Source organism: Bacteroidota bacterium, assembly GCA_016711505.1.
GTDB lineage: Bacteria > Bacteroidota > Bacteroidia > AKYH767-A > 2013-40CM-41-45 > JADKIH01.
Genome location: JADJSV010000012.1, coordinates 13,832 through 30,766, shown reverse-complemented (window position 1 = coordinate 30,766; position 16,935 = coordinate 13,832). Strand labels below are relative to the sequence as shown.

15 protein-coding genes and 1 pseudogene are annotated in these 16,935 nt (G+C 38.8%); 8 read left to right on the top strand and 8 right to left on the bottom strand.

The window, feature by feature from the left end; all coding sequences use genetic code 11:
• The first annotated feature begins 80 nt into the window (after positions 1–80).
• Positions 81–1,016 (top strand): hydrogen peroxide-inducible genes activator, encoded by a 936-nt coding sequence (locus tag IPL24_12570; protein ID MBK8364465.1) that lies wholly within the window; start codon positions 81–83, stop codon positions 1,014–1,016.
• Positions 1,017–1,117: 101 nt separating this feature from the next.
• Complete coding sequence (locus IPL24_12565; protein ID MBK8364464.1) at positions 1,118–1,948, top strand: glutamate racemase; 831 nt, start codon at positions 1,118–1,120, stop codon at positions 1,946–1,948.
• A gap of 616 nt (positions 1,949–2,564) precedes the next feature.
• Here the strand turns inward: IPL24_12565 and IPL24_12560 are convergent.
• From IPL24_12560 to IPL24_12550, 3 genes are all read right to left on the bottom strand, one after another.
• Positions 2,565–2,876 (bottom strand): hypothetical protein, encoded by a 312-nt coding sequence (locus tag IPL24_12560; GenBank protein ID MBK8364463.1) that lies wholly within the window; start codon positions 2,874–2,876, stop codon positions 2,565–2,567.
• The gene (locus IPL24_12555) at positions 2,863–3,030 is read right to left on the bottom strand and encodes a hypothetical protein (protein ID MBK8364462.1); all 168 of its coding nucleotides are present in this window, start codon (positions 3,028–3,030) and stop codon (positions 2,863–2,865) included. The genes IPL24_12560 and IPL24_12555 overlap by 14 nt, the downstream gene beginning before the upstream one ends.
• 103 nt (positions 3,031–3,133) lie before the next feature.
• On the bottom strand, positions 3,134–3,643 hold the full coding sequence (locus IPL24_12550) for a gamma carbonic anhydrase family protein (GenBank protein ID MBK8364461.1): 510 nt from the start codon (positions 3,641–3,643) through the stop codon (positions 3,134–3,136).
• Between the two features lie 89 nt (positions 3,644–3,732).
• Between IPL24_12550 and IPL24_12545 the strand changes: the two genes are divergently transcribed.
• A complete protein-coding gene (locus IPL24_12545; protein MBK8364460.1) occupies positions 3,733–4,254 on the top strand; it encodes a hypothetical protein in 522 nt (173 codons plus the stop codon).
• A gap of 429 nt (positions 4,255–4,683) precedes the next feature.
• Here the strand turns inward: IPL24_12545 and IPL24_12540 are convergent, their stop codons facing one another.
• The gene (locus tag IPL24_12540; GenBank protein MBK8364459.1) at positions 4,684–5,631 is read right to left on the bottom strand and encodes a glycosyltransferase; all 948 of its coding nucleotides are present in this window, start codon (positions 5,629–5,631) and stop codon (positions 4,684–4,686) included.
• A 44-nt stretch (positions 5,632–5,675) separates the two neighbouring features.
• Positions 5,676–7,253, bottom strand: a complete 1,578-nt coding sequence (locus IPL24_12535; protein MBK8364458.1) for a T9SS type A sorting domain-containing protein — start codon at positions 7,251–7,253, stop codon at positions 5,676–5,678.
• A 393-nt stretch (positions 7,254–7,646) separates the two neighbouring features.
• On the opposite strand from IPL24_12535, the gene IPL24_12530 reads away from it, so the two are divergent.
• The 5 genes and pseudogenes from IPL24_12530 to IPL24_12510 all read left to right on the top strand — a co-directional run bounded on the left by IPL24_12530 (position 7,647) and on the right by IPL24_12510 (position 12,040).
• Positions 7,647–8,543: a hypothetical protein gene (locus IPL24_12530; GenBank protein MBK8364457.1), complete on the top strand. Its 897-nt coding sequence runs from the start codon at positions 7,647–7,649 to the stop codon at positions 8,541–8,543.
• A gap of 254 nt (positions 8,544–8,797) precedes the next feature.
• Positions 8,798–9,466: a tRNA (guanosine(46)-N7)-methyltransferase TrmB gene (gene trmB, locus IPL24_12525; protein ID MBK8364456.1), complete on the top strand. Its 669-nt coding sequence runs from the start codon at positions 8,798–8,800 to the stop codon at positions 9,464–9,466.
• 32 nt (positions 9,467–9,498) lie between these two features.
• Positions 9,499–9,849, top strand: coding sequence for an MGMT family protein (locus IPL24_12520; protein MBK8364455.1), 351 nt, complete (start codon positions 9,499–9,501; stop codon positions 9,847–9,849).
• Between the two features lie 814 nt (positions 9,850–10,663).
• Positions 10,664–11,769, top strand: a pseudogene (locus tag IPL24_12515) (Mrp/NBP35 family ATP-binding protein).
• Positions 11,770–11,797: 28 nt separating this feature from the next.
• Positions 11,798–12,040: a NifU family protein gene (locus IPL24_12510; protein MBK8364454.1), complete on the top strand. Its 243-nt coding sequence runs from the start codon at positions 11,798–11,800 to the stop codon at positions 12,038–12,040.
• A 543-nt stretch (positions 12,041–12,583) separates the two neighbouring features.
• On the opposite strand, the gene IPL24_12505 is transcribed toward IPL24_12510, so the two are convergent.
• From IPL24_12505 to IPL24_12495, 3 genes are all read right to left on the bottom strand, one after another.
• On the bottom strand, positions 12,584–13,393 hold the full coding sequence (locus IPL24_12505; GenBank protein ID MBK8364453.1) for a hypothetical protein: 810 nt from the start codon (positions 13,391–13,393) through the stop codon (positions 12,584–12,586).
• A 303-nt stretch (positions 13,394–13,696) separates the two neighbouring features.
• On the bottom strand, positions 13,697–15,538 hold the full coding sequence (glmS, locus tag IPL24_12500) for a glutamine--fructose-6-phosphate transaminase (isomerizing) (protein MBK8364452.1): 1,842 nt from the start codon (positions 15,536–15,538) through the stop codon (positions 13,697–13,699).
• Positions 15,539–15,547: 9 nt separating this feature from the next.
• Entirely contained in the window at positions 15,548–16,933 is a 1,386-nt protein-coding gene (locus IPL24_12495; protein ID MBK8364451.1) for a DUF4270 domain-containing protein, read from the bottom strand.
• Positions 16,934–16,935: the final 2 nt, after the last annotated feature.

The following is a 16,935-nucleotide window of genomic DNA, read 5'->3' as shown; positions in this document are numbered from 1 at the left end:
AAATGATATTTAGCACAAATATTGACTTATTATATGTATAAATGAAAGTGATATTTTCTATCTTTGTATAGATACTATCTATGAACCTGGTCCAGCTTGAATATATTGTTGCAGTTGACTCAACCCGTCATTTTGCAAAAGCCGCTGAAAAGTGCTTTGTAACTCAGCCTACTTTAAGTATGATGATCCAAAAACTGGAAGAAGAGCTTGGCGTAAAGATCTTTGACCGAAGTAAACAACCTGTTATACCTACAAAAGAGGGAGAGCAGCTGATTATTCATGCTAAATCAGTTTTGTCTGAACTGAACCGGATGAAAGGTTATGCAAAAGAATTGCAGGGGGAAATTTCGGGCGAATTTCATCTTGCTGTAATTCCGACCTTAGCACCCTATCTGATTCCTTTGTTCATAAAACAGTTTACCAATCAATATCCATTATTGTCTGTACGTATGAAGGAGATGACCACAGAAGAGATCATTCCTAAATTAAAGCGGCGTGAAATTGATGCTGCGCTTTTGGCTACACCATTGTTGGAAAATGGCTTAACTGAAAACAAGCTTTTCAATGAAGAGTTCTTCGTATATGCCTCGAAAAATGAATTGCAGTCAAGGAAAAAATATATTTTACCGGGAGAATTGAATGTGCATCACCTTTGGTTACTGGAAGAAGGCCATTGTATGCGGAATCAGGTTTTTAATTTGTGTGAGTTGAGAAAAATGGAAGGAACAAAGAACAATTTGCTCTACGAAGCTGGAAGTATTGAAACATTGATCCAACTGGTCGACAAGTTAGAAGGGATTACGATCGTGCCGCGCTTATCGACCTTGACCATGACATCGAAACAAAAAGCAAAGCTTCACGAGTTTGCAAATCCCAAGCCTGTCAGGGAAATTTCATTAGTCACAGTAGACTCTTATCCCAGAAAAAAACTGATCAAAGAACTCTGCAATCTGATCGCATTAAATCTGCCCTTCGAAGTTACAACCAAAAAGAATGAAGTAATCCCAATCAATTAATAAAATGCCATTAAAGGTTCTATCCAAAGTACTCTGAGTGCTTCGCTCATTATTCATTTTTAATTATTCATTATCATTTATTAATTATTAATTTCGCCCCCATGCCGGTAAAGAAAAAAAAGACTACTGATCTTTCATCACAGCCAATAGGAGTATTCGATTCAGGGATTGGCGGATTGACAGTTGCCAATGCAATACAGAAAGTTTTACCAAACGAATCTTTGGTATATTTTGGGGATACTGCCCATTTACCGTATGGTGATAAGTCACCCGATTCTATAAAATACTATTCGATCCGAATTGCACAATTTTTAATGCAGAATAATTGTAAAATGATCGTCATTGCATGCAACACTGCAAGTTCAATTGCCTATGAGACAGTAAAGGACTTTGTTGGCGGAAAGATCCCTGTGGTCGATGTGATCAGTCCGGTCGTTGATCTGGTCACACATACAAATTCGATTCACAAGGTAGGCGTGATCGGAACAAAAGGAACTATCAAGAGTGATATCTATGCTAAGAAGATAAAAGCTGCTTCAAAAAAAGAAGTTGCTTCTCTCGCAACACCATTACTGGCGCCAATGATCGAAGAAGGGTTTTTTAATAATAAGATCTCACGATCTGTGATCGCTTCTTATTTGTCGAGCAGAAAACTTGCAAAGATCGATGCCCTGATTTTAGCATGTACTCATTATCCATTGATCAGAACTGAAGTTGAAGAATATTACAAGGGTGATGTAAATATTATTGACACAGCCGGAGTTGTTGCCGACAGCGTTAAGGCAGTTCTGAAGAAAAACAATCTTTTAGGCAAAAAGAAAAATCCGGTCCATCATTTTTATGTTTCTGACTTCACAAAATCTTTCGAAGAAAGTACCCGTTTCTTTTTTAAGAATAAGATTCATCTGGAGAAGGTGGATTTTTGGAAATAGGTGGGGAGTCAAAAACAAGCAAAACCCGACTCGGTAACACATGCCTTTAACGAACCGACAAATGATTCATTTGACTTTTGATTTTGACTTGCGCCGTTTGACAGAAACGAACTTCCCCCTACTATAGGTAAAACTTCCGATATTTACTTGCTGACCTTCATTTAACTTTGACAGATCTGTAATATCATTTTCAATAGTATGAACAGATCCGCCAGTACAGCAAGTCCGTGTCCACCACCACACCTTATTTTTACCGGTTTTACTTTATAAGGGTGAACTACGCGCATAGGTGCCCAATGTCGGCAATGAATTAATTCGCCGAGCGCATCCTCGTTCTCTGTCCGCCACCGCGGACCTTCGAAATCATCACACTTCCAATATTTTGAAGCCCGATTCCCCCTTTCATCCTTCGGCAACAAACTGCTTTAATTTACCATCCAGTGAATTCAGCTGCAGCCAGGCAAGAAGTTGTGCTGTATAGGGCGACATACTTCCAGTTACATCAGCTACAATTAGCATATCCTTCCATGTTGGTTTACGAGTTACAATTGCAGTATCTGGTTTTGAAAAAAGATGAAATAGTCCTTTCTTTGTATTTTTGTTTCACCGAGACCATTCACCACTTTTGATGAAAAGAATCAAAACAACATTGAGCAGGACGATAGGAGATCACAATTCCATGAAATAATTTTCTTGCTGTTTCTTCAGTTTTAGCACTAGACTGGCGGATCAATCTCCATTTTATATTATGATCAAGAAAAATTTCAGGACATATCTTTTCTAAACTTTTTAATCGTTCTTTTATCAATTTAGAAAAAGAAAAACCGGCCGGATAATCTGAATATACAATATCTATTGCACGTATAATTCCTTTTGAGGCGGTTTTTATGCTATCGGAATTTTTAATAACTGGACTATTGAAATCCATTTTCAAAACCAGTTTTTATAGCTGTATTTTTCGGGCTATACAAATCAGTTTTTTCTTCCTTCAATGAGGATGTCTTCAATTGATTTTGCATTTGCCCACAATTAACGGCAAAGAGTGCAAACATAATATAGGTCAGGAGGGCGAGTATTTTCATTGGGTTTAGTGGATTATACCTCTTAATACCTTTTATCTGAAAAGGTAACCCATGAAAAAAGGAAGACAATTTTTTAAATACTCCTGGTCCTATTCCCCACCTTCTACTTCAGCCACTCCGCATACATCACATACCGATCCGGCAATAGCTCTAGCAATTTTCTTTGTTCGTCGGAAATAGGTTTTATTTTTTTAGCAGGAGCTCCGGCATAAATGAATCCGCTTTCTACAATGGTATTTTCTAAAACTATGGATCCTGCAGCGACGATCGAAAAGGCTTCTATGATTGCATGATCCATTACGATCGCACCCATTCCGATCAGAACATTATTGTGCAAATGGCAACCATGAACGATGGCATTATGTCCGATGCTGCAATTATTACCAATTGTTGTTTTTGCTTTCTGATAGGTACAATGTACAATTACTCCATCCTGGATATTGACCTTGTTGCCGATACGGACACTGTTAACATCACCCCGGATAACAGCATTGAACCATACACTGCAATCATCACCCATTACAACATCGCCGACAACGGTCGAATTGGGCGCTAAATAGCAATTTTTACCAAACTGTGGCTTAACATTTTTAACGGGAAGCAATAGTGCCATAAGGTGTCGTATATTTGTAAAATAAGGAATTGGAAATATTCGTTAGTAATAAACGAAATATTCTTTAAATTTATACTTTCAAAAATACTATGAAAAGTATCCATAAAATATTTACTCTAATCTGCATTTCGGCTATTGCATTTAGCGCTTGTAAAAAGCCATTGGAATATCCGATCATCCCGGCGATTGATTTTAAGAAAATTGAAGGTGTAAAGGATGTCAATGGAAGGGATCAGTATTTACTTGTTACAATAGGATTTACAGATGGTGACGGTGATATCGGATATTATACTCCTGAATCGGGACTAAATGATCCCATCTTCGATGTACCTGCAGATGCAACGAATCCGTACTACACTAACTTTAAAGTGAAAACGTATCATCTGATTAATAACGTCTGGACGATTGATACAGTTGACATCAGCGCAAGAATTCCATATCTCACACCGGATGGAAGTAACAAGGCGCTGAAAGGCGAGATCGAAAGAGAACTACCATTGAATGTCGGACTTGTAAATGATACGTTTTATTATGAAATTTTTATTTATGACCGAGGATTGCATGCAAGCAATACTATTAAGACTTCAAATATTATTGTAAACACGCAGTAAGTTTAGAAAAATTTCGGATTAAGGAATGCTGCCTTGATCTGCCTTTTTTCAGTTAATTTAAAAATCACTTCGTTTAAAATTTCGGATTTCGGAATGCGGATTTCGGATTGATGCTTCGATTTGAGTTTTTCAGTTAATCGTCATTTATTTCCCGCAGACTTGCGCAGAATACGCAGAAAAACCGCAGAGCTCTCAAACATTTTTCCATTAACAAAAGCAATTTAGATTCATGAATGTTGATGCAATCAAAAAACACTTCTTAAGAAAAGTAAATGGCCAATAGCCTCGAAGAGGCTTCTGCGGTTTTTCTGCGTATTCTGCGCAAGTCTGCGGGAAATTTAAAATAGTATTTCAGAATGCGGGTTTTCGGATTGAAGTATCCGATTTTAGTATGTCTGTTAACTGGAAAGCACGCAATCCGCAATCCTTTTAACCGCTATGATGCTTTGCTAAATATTCCTGTTCTGTTTGTCCGGGTGTGGGAATGAAAATTGCTCTTTTATTCAATGCATAAAGATCCATGATCGTTGAATACCCGGAACGGCAAATGATCTTATCTGAAGCAATTACTTTTTTTCTGAATTCTTCATCATTCAGGTGATTGTGAATCTCCAGACCTTCTACTTGTATCGAATCATTATTTTCAGGAAGTCCCCTGATGATCAGGCATTTTTTTTCTGTCTTTTGGAAAAGGTCGATGCACTGAATTTCCAGATCAGTCCGCAGTGGTTCCGGTCCGCTGAGTATGGCGCAGAACTCATATTCTTTGCTTGTGAATTCATTTTCCCGTTGATCAAATCTGCTCAATGGACCTATGAAAGTGGCATTTTCCGGAACCGGATATTTATGTGAAAGATCTCCTGAAAGATTGCCTTCACCTTTATAATCCGGAATCAAAACCTTATTGAATTTATCGGTAAAACTCAGAATCTTTTTATGCAAGGATTTTTCAAGGAAGCGTAACGACTTCGGACATTTTACCATCAATTGATGAGTAATGATAGTGGAATTTATTTTCTGATTGTACAAACCATAACAATTGTCTGAATAGACTTCATGAAATCCATGCTCATCAATAATTTTATTCAGCCACAGATTTTCTTTTTTAATAGTTTTCAGAAAGGCCAGCGACTGAAAGAAAAGCATTGCACTTACAGAAAAGTTAATGGAATACCGAATGTTATATGCCGGTTTTTCAAGTATAATTAGTTCAGGAAAATAATTTTTCCAGAATCCCAAAGCACTGCCGGCTGAGGCTAAAACAATCTCGTGTCCTTCCTTCTGAAACTTTCTGATCAATGGAACGCTACGTGTAGCATGTCCAAGTCCCCAATCCATACACGCAAAGAGAATTTTCTTTTTATTTTCTGTGGGCATGGTTCATTGAAGAGGGTAATGAGTTAAGTGTATTTTGATCGGCATTACCTTACAACAAATTTCGCATTCTCCGAAATTCTCGTTCCGGAAATTCTGATTGTGTAAACACCAGGAGATAATTTTGTATTTCCGAAAAGTTCTTCGAATGTAAATTCATTTGAACCGGAAATTATTTGTTGGTTATCTGAATTAGAGATCAACTTTCCTGTTACATCATACAGATTAATTTTAACAAGGTCAGATGCAGTAGAATTGATCAATAAACTTTGAACGTCTGTTGAAGGATTCGGAAATACAATTGCAGCAGATCCTGAAGCTGATAATGCAGAGACATTGGTTATGATTCCAATCGTTCCATCGTTATTGATATTCTGAGTATAAATTCCTACATCTTGTCTGTCGTCTTCCCAGACAGCGATTACACTTTCAATCGTTGGACTAATATAAGCCGGTGTAAGTTGAGCTCTTGATTTATTACTTGCAACTGAAGAGAGAGTTACATTCGCCGGCGTCCACAACGGGCTGCCGTTCATGTCGATCTTTGTTGCATACAATTGCTGATTACCGAAAAGACCTTCTGCATAAAGGATGATCATACCATCACTTGTCTTACGCATATCGTAAGGCTCATCATAAGCAGCAGTGATAGGTGTTACAGCAACACCATCCGGACCAAGCAAACGGTTACCAACGCTGTCGAATGACTGCACTGTAACTCCGGCGCTTCCCTGAGAGCCGTCTGTTTCTTTTATCAATACCATTGGATTCGTCATGCCGTTCTCGAAGCGAACCTTAGGTGACATCCGTTGAGTAAGAGTTGAAGTACACGCTTCTGTTCCGTCAACACTCCATAAAACTCCGTTTTCATCGATGTGCTGAACGTAGACATCATTGAAAGAAGGATTTGTTGGATTGCCGGATGAGTAAGCAATGTATGCGCCGTTATTTCCATCCGGAACAACTGATGGGTATGCTGCGAATCCAATTAGCTTGGAAGAAATTTGAACAGGCGCCGACCAGACAGAATTTCCCGCGGCATTAAATCTTTGCATGAACATTTTACTTGCAGGAAGTCCGCTTCCTGTTTGTTCAATATACAAGATCATAAAGTCATCATTCAGCATTGAAACAACTTGCGGTCTGCTATAGCTTGCAACGTTTGTAGAATCGATGATACGCTTAGGCGAAGAGTAAGCAGTAATTCCTGCAGGACTTATTTTCTGAAAAGAGATCCAGTCTTTCGGATTTCCAGAGGCGATCCATGCAATCACTGCATCATTGTTTGCAAGAATTCCGACATTCGGAGCAATACCACCGGAAGCGGCAGAATCTGTCAGACTTATACCGGCATTTCCATAATTGAAATTGCCAAGAGCATCTACACGATAAGCAACTATGTCTAATAAACCTGAACGTTCATCCTGAAAAGCAGAAACCATATTGTTCTCATGATCGACCTTTGTATCATAGACAAAGATTGCAGAACTTTGAGGGTAATTACTGACTGTCAATCCGGAAGACGGTAGTAACTGATATCCCATTTCATCCATAGCTTGCATGCTGAAATCGTATGATGAGGAAGCATTCTGATTGAACCAACTTACATACGTTGTGCCGAACAATGGGTTCAACCCGGTCCGGATGAATCTCTGACAACTGCATTCACTGCAGGATCATTTGAAAATTGGCCGAATACAGTTGAAGTGGCAAGTAATAGGGCTAGGAGTAGATTTCTTTTCATCGAAGTTTATTTGAGAAGATGAAGGTAGAAAAAAGCGGCTAACTGAGAATGATTTTTTTGGAAATTCTCGGGACTGCTTTAAAAAAAACACTGAGAATACAATACCGATAGCTATCGGTACACTATAAGATCACGGATTGATCTGTATTGTAAAAATTAAGCCGTACACTCTTGTGCTCTTAGTGTTTAAAAAAAATCGAAGTTGTAGACTCTCCAACTAAAACACGAATATCACCCAGTATGAATTAAATAAATTATAATATCTTAGCCCAAAATGACATTTAAATTAAAGCTGCTCCTATATTTACTTCTCTTTTCAGCCCAAGGTATAAGCCAGCCATTTGTTGACCTGTTCAATAGTAGATTCCAGTCATTTCCGGGAATAAGTTATAGTGGTGAATCAAAGAAGAATCTTAGTGCAACACAATGGCAGACGAGTTTGCTTGCCCCAATTGTAAGAGAAAATGAAGATGTGTTTCTTATTGGAATGAATTATTCTTTACAAAATTTTAATGTCAAAGGTGATACATCCTTTTCTACTTCACTGAGATCTCATGGTATTCATGTTGGTTATAATAAGCAATGGAAAAATAAAAAATGGAAAACACTTTTTCTTTTCATTACAAGAGCAAATACGGGCTTGAATGATTTAGCATCAACTGATATGCAATATGGCGGAGTATTGTTATTCAATTACAAGCACAAAGACAATGTTCGATATCGAATTGGGCTTTATTACAACCGTGAATATTTCGGTAACTTTTTTATTCCGTTTGTTGGAATTGAATGGAAGATCAACAAGACATTAAATTTTTTCGGCGACTTGCCAAATTCATTAAACCTTGAAAAGAAATTCAATAAAAAAATTTACGCCGGACTGATCTATCTTTCAATAACAACTTCTTATCGCACCAATAGTACTGCTGTTGCAAATGATTTCGTAAGAGAAGGTGAAAAAGGAGTAGGGCATAATCAACTCAAGTTATATGTGAATTATTATCTCACAAAGCATCTTGTTATCTTTGCCGAAGCCGGAGGAACCTATGGCCGGAGTTTTCAGCTTTTCAGAGAAAATATTGAAACCGATCTTTCGAATAGTGTCTTTCGTAAAACAACAGAGTCGTTTTTATTTAATGGGGGAGTGGTGTTTCGGTTTAGGAAGGAAGATTGAATTTATTTAACGAGATACATGCAGCGGACTTGATTGCATTCTCTAATCAGAGTCAATTTTTTCCCGCTGAATACGCGGAATACGCAGAAAATCCGCAGAGATCTCTGCGAGATTAAAAATTGTTTTTAATAAAATTTTTACAAACCAACTTGATTTATGATTAGTTAATTTTCATACTTAATTCCGCAGGAATTTCTGCGGAATTTCTGCGTATTCCGCGTATTCTGCGGGAAATATTCTACTTTCGCCAACCTATGGGAAAAGACAAACTAAGACGTTTTGCAGAAAATGAGAATTTTCCGAATTTAATTCAACCAAATTTTTCTTATCCGCCGGCAGACCATGAATTGAAAGGCAAATGGCATCAGGATTTTTTCAAAAACGAGAATCCAATCGTTGTTGAGTTAGGTTGTGGTAGGGGAGAATATGCAGTGAACCTTGCTGAAAAATTTTCCGGTAAGAATTTTATCGGTATCGACTGGAAAGGCGCACGTTTATGGCGCGGATCAAAAACCGGAGTAGAAAATAATATTGCCAATCTCGGTTTTGTAAGAATGCAGATCCAGAATTGTGCAGCCCTGTTTGGTCCCAATGAAGTGAGTGAAGTATGGATCACTTTTCCTGATCCGAATTTAGAGGAATCTAGAGCGAAAAAACGCCTGACTTCTCCACGTTATCTTGATCTGTATAGAAAGTTTATGAAAGCCGATGGAATAGTGCACTTGAAAACAGACAGTCGTGCTTTCTACGATTACACTCTTGAAATGATCGCCGAACAAAAGTTAACCACTTTCAAACAAACTAATGATCTCTACAATTCAGAAATTCTGGATGATGTATTATCGATCAAAACCACCTATGAAAAAATGTGGTTAAAAGATGGATTGAAAATTTGTTACCTTCAATTCAGTTTAAACGCTTAAACTCTACATTTACTAATTACAAATTACCAGCAATGGCCAAAGAATCTTCCAATTTAGAATCTTTCTTCGATCAGGTCTATGCCGTTGTCCGCTTAATTCCGAAAGGGCGCGTAACAAGTTATGGAGCAATTGCGAAATATCTCGGCACTGCTAAATCGAGCCGGATGGTTGGTTGGGCAATGAATGGTGCCCACAATGTCAAACCGAAAGTTCCTGCACATCGTGTTGTTAACCGGGTCGGATTATTGACAGGCAAACATCATTTCGGAACACCAAAAGCGATGCAGATCCTCCTCGAAAAGGAAGGCATCAAAGTGAAAGATGATAAGGTTGTTAAATTTAAAGAGTTGTATTGGGATCCGATGGTGGAGTTGAGTCTGTAGTAATATTTTTCCCGATTGGAATAAAGACTTCTCCGGCGATAGAAAATGCATATCGATTTTGATTTTAATTCCATTTAAAATTCATAATTCATAATTCATATGCGACCCCTCCGGGGTCGGCAGTCTGATGTTAATTCAGGGTCTAAAAACACAAGAAAAAAACGCGGCCTTTCCAGGAGACCCCCTCTTCAACAACTGATAAGTTAACAACGTTAATTCAGTCTGAAACCCGGAAAAGGCGCGGCCCCGAGGGGGGCGCTTTAAAAACGAAACCAACCCCCGACCCGACCCCGGCGGGTCGCACATGAAATGGACGATCAAATTCAAATGGGGTGTCCATAATTGAAGATAGTATAGGTCCTTCATTTAGTTCAAACGAATTAATAGGTCAAAGTTTTCTTCGATAAAAAACGCCGGATATTAAAAAACGCACGACCCTGAAGGGGTCGCATATTTGTAGAAAAACAAAGCACAAACCGAACCGACCCCGGAGGGGTCGCATATGAAATGGCGCTCCAATTTCAAATTGGCGGTGAATAATTGAAGATCGCATTGGTGATTAATTTATTTCAAACACCTTAATATGTTAACCGCTACTTCGATAAAAAAAACACTGGAAATTAAAAACACCCGACCCTGAAGGGGTCGCATATTTGAGAAACAAAGCTTACATCTATCCGACATCTTAGCCGAATTTGATAATACAATTTCAAATTGTTGTGAATATTTCGTTCATTTTGACTTGCATTTAACTTTTGATTTTTGACCTTTATATCCCCATGTATTTCTATCAAAATACCCCTACCTTCGCACCATGTCAATTACGAAAGAACAGGTTGTAGAAGCCCTCAAAAATGTGATCGAGCCGGATCTGAAAAAAGATCTGATCACTCTCAATATGGTCGAAAATATTGAAGCAGAAGGGAAAAATGTGTCGTTTACGGTTGTCCTTACCACTCCCGCTTGTCCGATGAAAGCAATGATCCAGCAAGCATGCATCAATGCCATCATCCATTTTGTAGATCAGGAAGCGAATGTGACAGTCAACATGACTGCCCGCACAACAGGTGGTGCCCGTGCAAAAGGTGGTGCATTGTTGCCGGAGGTAAAAACATTATTGCTATAGCATCCGGTAAAGGCGGAGTTGGAAAATCAACTGTTGCGGCTAACCTTGCGATAGCACTGGCAAAAAAAGGTGCAAAGGTCGGATTGATCGATGCAGATATTTACGGACCATCACAACACATCATGTTTGGTGCTGAGCACGAACGATTGTTCGTCAACGAACGCGATGGTGTTTCATATATGATACCTATTGAAAAATACGGAGTAAAAGTTTTATCGATCGGAATGCTGGTCGATCCGAACAAAGCCATTCCGTGGCGCGGACCAATGGCATCAAAAGCATTGCAACAATTATTCAGCGATGCAGAGTGGGGTGCATTGGATTATATGCTGATCGATCTTCCTCCGGGAACGGGCGATATCCACCTTACACTTGTGAGTGCAGTACCGGTAACCGGTGCAGTGATTGTGAGTACACCACAACATGTTGCTCTAGCTGATGCAAGAAAAGGAATCAACATGTTTCAGATAGAAAGTGTAAATGTTCCTGTATTGGGTTTGGTAGAAAATATGTCATACTTCACTCCTGAAGAATTACCTGACAATAAATATTATATTTTCGGTAAAGAAGGCGCTGCCGATCTTTCAAAAGAACTGAACATTCCATTCCTTGGAGAAATTCCATTGGTACAAAGTATTCGTGAAGGTGGTGACTCAGGAATTCCTGTTTCGCTGGATGACGATACTGCAGTATCAAAAGCATTCAGTGAAGTGGCAGACAATATGATCAGACAAGTTGCAATTCGAAATGCAAATCAATCGCCAACAGAACGAGTTTCAGCAATAGCATATTAATAGAATAGAAATAACGAAAGAGTACGAAATGGAATTGAGCGCAAGAGTTGAAGAAGCATTAAGTCAGTTGCGGCCTTATCTGGAATCAGACAATGGCGATGTTTCATTAGTTGATATCTCAGACGATATGGTTGTCCGCCTCCGCTTTCATGGTGCATGCAGTTCATGCAGCATGAGTGCGATGACTTTGAAAGCCGGTATTGAACAAACGATCTTGAAGATGGTTCCTGAGATCAAAAGAGTAGTGGCAGTTGCGGAGGATGAGGTTTAGTTTTTTGTAATTCGGGATTCGTAATTCGAATTGCTTTGATTAGAATGTGTAAATTTTTTATTTAAGTACATAGGATTTTATTCTACGCTTAGTATTTTTCTAATCTCCCAATCACCGGAATTTTTAAAAAACAACTTTCCAAAAACTATTCTCATACATTTCGAAATTAATAGAAAGGTAGAATGATAGGCGGAATATTGAGCGGAAATTAAATATGCATTTTCATGCCAGTAAAATTTCAAGCGGTATTCCGCCGGGGAATTAGGAATACACTGTCATGCATGAATGGATTTTTTTAAAACTGAACACTTCCAAACTCCCCGGCGGAATACCGCTTGATGATGTCCTTAATTTGAAAGTGTGATCTTAATTTCCGCTCAATATTCCGCCTATCGTGCGAGTTTTTCAATGCGATTGTTTTACCACTTAGTTTATAGTCTGTCGTTGAAATAAAAGAAAAGGGGCTCAAAGCGCGTTAGCTACTTTAAACCCCTATAATATTTTAATCAGAAAAAGTAATTTACAGAAAGTATGCAGTGCTACTTACTGATTCAAAAACTTATTCACCTTCTCAAAATAAACATTCTTATCTGTATTGAAATTTTCTGCATTCGAAGGACTGTTTGCTACGATATACATTGTTGTCTGACATTTCAGAAGTTTCATGTCGTTCGGATTGATCATTGAATCTTTTGCAGAAACGATAAGCATTACACCTTTGATTGTAGGACGGGAACGGTCGCATGCATACATTGGTTCGTAATTTTTATCGTAACCAAATGGGATGACAACATTTTTAGCAAGTACATCTTTGAATTTCTTTTTCATCAATTCAAGTCCTGTCCAGCTTCCGTCGGCGATGATCTTTCTTGTCTCAGTACGGTTACAACCTACACCAAGCGATAATCCTGCGCCTATGTTTGTTCCGTATAAGTCAAACTTTGTGATCGCTCTCGACTTGCGTAAATAATCTGCAACACCATTTAAGTCAGCGATGAATTGCGGATAAATATATGTTTCAGGATCAATAGCAAAATCGCTGCTGCTTCCATAACCACGATAATCGTACATGGCAACATTCCAGCCTGCAGATAAAAACTGACTTGCGATCTCAATGTTGTCGGCCATGTTTCCATCTCCGCTGCCACTTATGATTACCCAGTTTGTTGTCTTCTTCGCAGTTTCAAAGAACCATGCATTCAAAGAAGCACCGTCTTTTGTAGGAACTTTTTCTTCTTTATAAGTCATACCATACTTCTCAGGTTTGGTAGCATATTCTTTCGACGGATTCAATGCCGATGCAGCATTTGCAAAAAGCAGGCATGTAGCTGCCAAAAACAGTTTTGATTTCATATCAGTTAAATGGATTTTTTTTGGTTGGGCTAAAGTTAAGCAAAAACATGGCTTGTAATTCTGGAGATAGTCTGTAATTATTACACATTCCGGGTTGTTTTTATGCTTATTGTTTCCCGCAGATCTCGCAGATCCCGCAGATTTTGCGCAGAGTTTTTTTAAGTTCAATATTCCGTGTTCTTCTTGTGGACTTGTGGTCTTGTGTTTATTTTTTGACTTTTGACCAATAGCCTGAATTTGCATGTCAAAAAAAATCCCGCTCTGAAATTTCAAAGCGGGATTTTTAAATATGTTCAAAGACGATTACTCCACCGTCACTGACTTCGCAAGATTCCTCGGCTGATCAACATTACATCCTCTTAACACTGCAATGTGATAAGAAAGCAATTGAAGTGGAACAACAGAGATCAATGGAACTAAGATATCATCGGTTTCAGGAACTTCGATACAATAATCTGCCATACCTTTTACAGTCTCATCACCTTCGGTGATAATGGCTATCACAATACCTTTACGGGCTTTTACTTCCTGAATGTTACTAACTACTTTTTCATAAGTCTCATTCTTGGTTGCAATCACAACTACCGGCATTTCTTCGTCGATCAAAGCGATCGGACCGTGTTTCATTTCGGCAGCAGGATAACCTTCAGCGTGTATGTAAGAGATTTCTTTCAGCTTTAATGCACCTTCAAGCGCTACAGGGAATCCGTAACCACGACCAAGGTACAATGCATTCGGAGCGTCTTTAAAACGTTCAGCTAATAATTTGATAGCATCATTGGCAAGTAATGCACGTTCAACTTTTGCAGGAATTGCTTCAAGCTCATTCAGCAATTGATGAAAACGGGAATCAGTAATGGTTCCTCTTGAACGAGCCATTTGAAGAGCCATTAAAGTAAGAACGGTAACCTGTGCTGTAAATGCTTTTGTGGAAGCAACACCGATCTCAGGACCGGCATGCGTATATGCACCGGCATGTGTAGCACGCGGGATCGATGATCCGACAACATTACATACACCGAATATAGTTGCACCTTTTGATTTTGCTAATTCAATTGCGGCAAGCGTATCTGCAGTTTCTCCAGACTGAGAAATCGGGATCACAATATCATCTTCATAGATTACAGGATTTCTGTAACGGAATTCAGATGCATATTCAACTTCAACAGGAATACGTGCAAGATCTTCGATCAGATATTCTGCAACTAATCCGGCATGCCATGAAGTTCCGCATCCGATGATGACAATACGTTTAGCCTTAACAAATTTATTTTCGTATTCAGCAATACCACCCAAACGTAAGAAGCCCTTTTTGGCATCGATACGTCCGCGCATACTATCCCAGATCGAACGTGGTTGTTCGTAGATCTCTTTTAACATGAAATGCTCGTAACCGCCTTTTTCAAGCTGTTCAAGTTTCATTTCAAGTTCGTGGATATATGGTGTCTTTACCTGATTTTCGATAGTCTTTACAGTCAGCTTGCCATCTTTGATGTAAGCAACTTCGCCATCATTCAGATAAATTACATTGTTTGTATATTCAATGATCGGTGTTGCATCAGATGCAACAAAATATTCGTCTTTGTTTTTACCGACTCCTAAAACGATCGGACTGCCTTTACGTGCACAGATCAATTCATTCGGATTGTCTTTCGAAAGAACGACGATTGCATAAGCACCGATTACTTCGCCTAATGCTAAACGTACAGCTTCTTCAAGACTAACATTTCCATTTTCATGGATATCTTCTATCAGGTGAATAAGAACTTCTGTGTCGGTATCGCTATTGAAAGTATGTCCGCGTTTAATTAACTCAGCCTTGATGGAAGAGTAGTTTTCAATGATTCCGTTATGAATGATTGCAAACTTCGATGATTGAGAATAATGCGGGTGAGCATTTCTGTCATTCGGTTCTCCATGGGTAGCCCAACGGGTATGTCCCATTCCGATCTTTCCGACAACATCTTTTCCTTTAACAAAGTCGTTAAGGTCACTTACCTTTCCGGCTTTCTTGTAAACTTTCAGGTCTCCATTTAAAATGGCAACACCTGCACTATCATATCCACGATATTCAAGTCTTTGAAGTCCTTTAATAATGATAGGATAGGCTTCACGGTGTCCTATGTATGCAACGATTCCGCACATGGTGTGTAATTAATTTATTTTGGTGTAGTAAACAGATAACTTCAATTTGTAATCAGCATTCGTACTACTTCCAATTACGACTCTGTTAGGAACGACACCTGCACTGGCAACAACGAGATAAAAATCAGTGCTGCTATATGTTCCATCCAGGATACCCTGAACTTGTCGTGCGATATTGAATACGTAAGCGTTCGTAGACGTATTATAATCTCCCCCAAAGTATCCGCTCGATTCGTAATAGTCGATTGGAAACAAGATTGATCCGGCGTCAGATTTTGTTGTCAGGAATAAACGTGACGGAACAGGATATAATGCCGGTACATTACTTTGAGCAGTGATATATAACTCTGCTTTATTTACTACAATACTGCCTAAGTCGTTAAAATGTTTCAAATGAGGCATTGAAATCTTAGTCTTAACTCCTGCCATTCCTTGTACAAAACAAAGAGAATCTGTTGTGCCTGTATTTACGTAAGGTTCGACAACTGATCCGGCAAGGTTATGTGTGAAATTATTTACCCGTGCATTAACAAGGGAGAAATTGTATTTTTTAGGTACAGTGTCATTATGGAAATAAAGTGTCATGGTGGAATTGAAGAAGTTCAACGCTGAAACTGCTCCTTTACCGGAAGTTACTGATGATCCTGCTTCGATTTTTAATCCTTTGAAAAAAGCAAGCCATTCAGCATTACTGTTCAATGTACTTAATCCGTTTTGTGATAGAATAAGATCGGCCAACGAATTATCTAATTTTATTCTGAGATGAGGTGCCAGTTTAGTTGCTGTATCTGAATCGAGAACTACATTCTTCAATGAAGGAAGGTAAGTAGTGCTACCAACTGATGTCGGATCATATGCAAAGGTCGAGTAAGAGTAATAAGTACTGTCAATGCTCATGTCTGAGGTAAGATGATAAACATTTACCGATTGAGCCTCTGATGAATCGCCATAGATGCTATTGTAGCCAAGAACAAGTACCAGTGAATCTGCAATCGGATTTGTACCAAATGCAGGAGTACCGGCAAGATTAACCTGAGTATAGATCGAAGCATTTGCAATTCCAAATGTCGGGTCGTTGATGCATCCCAGTAATTGCAGCGAAAGTTCGTCAGTCTGCAGGGAGTCTTCAAGAAGAATAGTTGTGATCAACGTACTTGTATCCGAAAACTCAGTTTGTAACTGGTCTCCGGGTGGAAGCACATTCAAACCCAGTTCATCAGGATCTTTACATCCTGAAAAAAGGAGTATTCCAACCAATATAGGTTGAATTATTAAAAAAGATTTCCTCCACCAAAGGGTAGAGGAAGTCTTTTTATTTGAATTCGTAAGGTTCTGTAAATTGTTGTTTACAAGATTTCCTTTAGATGGGGAGGCATCCGGAAATTTTTGATTCATAG

Excerpts from the sequence above, each read along its gene's own strand:
- glmS (MBK8364452.1), bottom strand. The coding sequence starts at position 15,538 with ATGTGCGGAATCGTTGCATACATAGGACACCGTGAAGCCTATCCTATC.
- IPL24_12540 (MBK8364459.1), bottom strand. The coding sequence starts at position 5,631 with ATGCCCACAGAAAATAAAAAGAAAATTCTCTTTGCGTGTATGGATTGG.
- IPL24_12510 (MBK8364454.1), top strand. The coding sequence starts at position 11,798 with ATGGAATTGAGCGCAAGAGTTGAAGAAGCATTAAGTCAGTTGCGGCCT.
- IPL24_12505 (MBK8364453.1), bottom strand. The coding sequence starts at position 13,393 with ATGAAATCAAAACTGTTTTTGGCAGCTACATGCCTGCTTTTTGCAAAT.
- IPL24_12555 (MBK8364462.1), bottom strand. The coding sequence starts at position 3,030 with ATGAAAATACTCGCCCTCCTGACCTATATTATGTTTGCACTCTTTGCC.
- IPL24_12520 (MBK8364455.1), top strand. The coding sequence starts at position 9,499 with ATGGCCAAAGAATCTTCCAATTTAGAATCTTTCTTCGATCAGGTCTAT.
- IPL24_12570 (MBK8364465.1), top strand. The coding sequence starts at position 81 with ATGAACCTGGTCCAGCTTGAATATATTGTTGCAGTTGACTCAACCCGT.
- IPL24_12565 (MBK8364464.1), top strand. The coding sequence starts at position 1,118 with ATGCCGGTAAAGAAAAAAAAGACTACTGATCTTTCATCACAGCCAATA.
- trmB (MBK8364456.1), top strand. The coding sequence starts at position 8,798 with ATGGGAAAAGACAAACTAAGACGTTTTGCAGAAAATGAGAATTTTCCG.
- IPL24_12550 (MBK8364461.1), bottom strand. The coding sequence starts at position 3,643 with ATGGCACTATTGCTTCCCGTTAAAAATGTTAAGCCACAGTTTGGTAAA.
- IPL24_12530 (MBK8364457.1), top strand. The coding sequence starts at position 7,647 with ATGACATTTAAATTAAAGCTGCTCCTATATTTACTTCTCTTTTCAGCC.
- IPL24_12560 (MBK8364463.1), bottom strand. The coding sequence starts at position 2,876 with ATGGATTTCAATAGTCCAGTTATTAAAAATTCCGATAGCATAAAAACC.
- IPL24_12495 (MBK8364451.1), bottom strand. The coding sequence starts at position 16,933 with ATGAATCAAAAATTTCCGGATGCCTCCCCATCTAAAGGAAATCTTGTA.
- IPL24_12545 (MBK8364460.1), top strand. The coding sequence starts at position 3,733 with ATGAAAAGTATCCATAAAATATTTACTCTAATCTGCATTTCGGCTATT.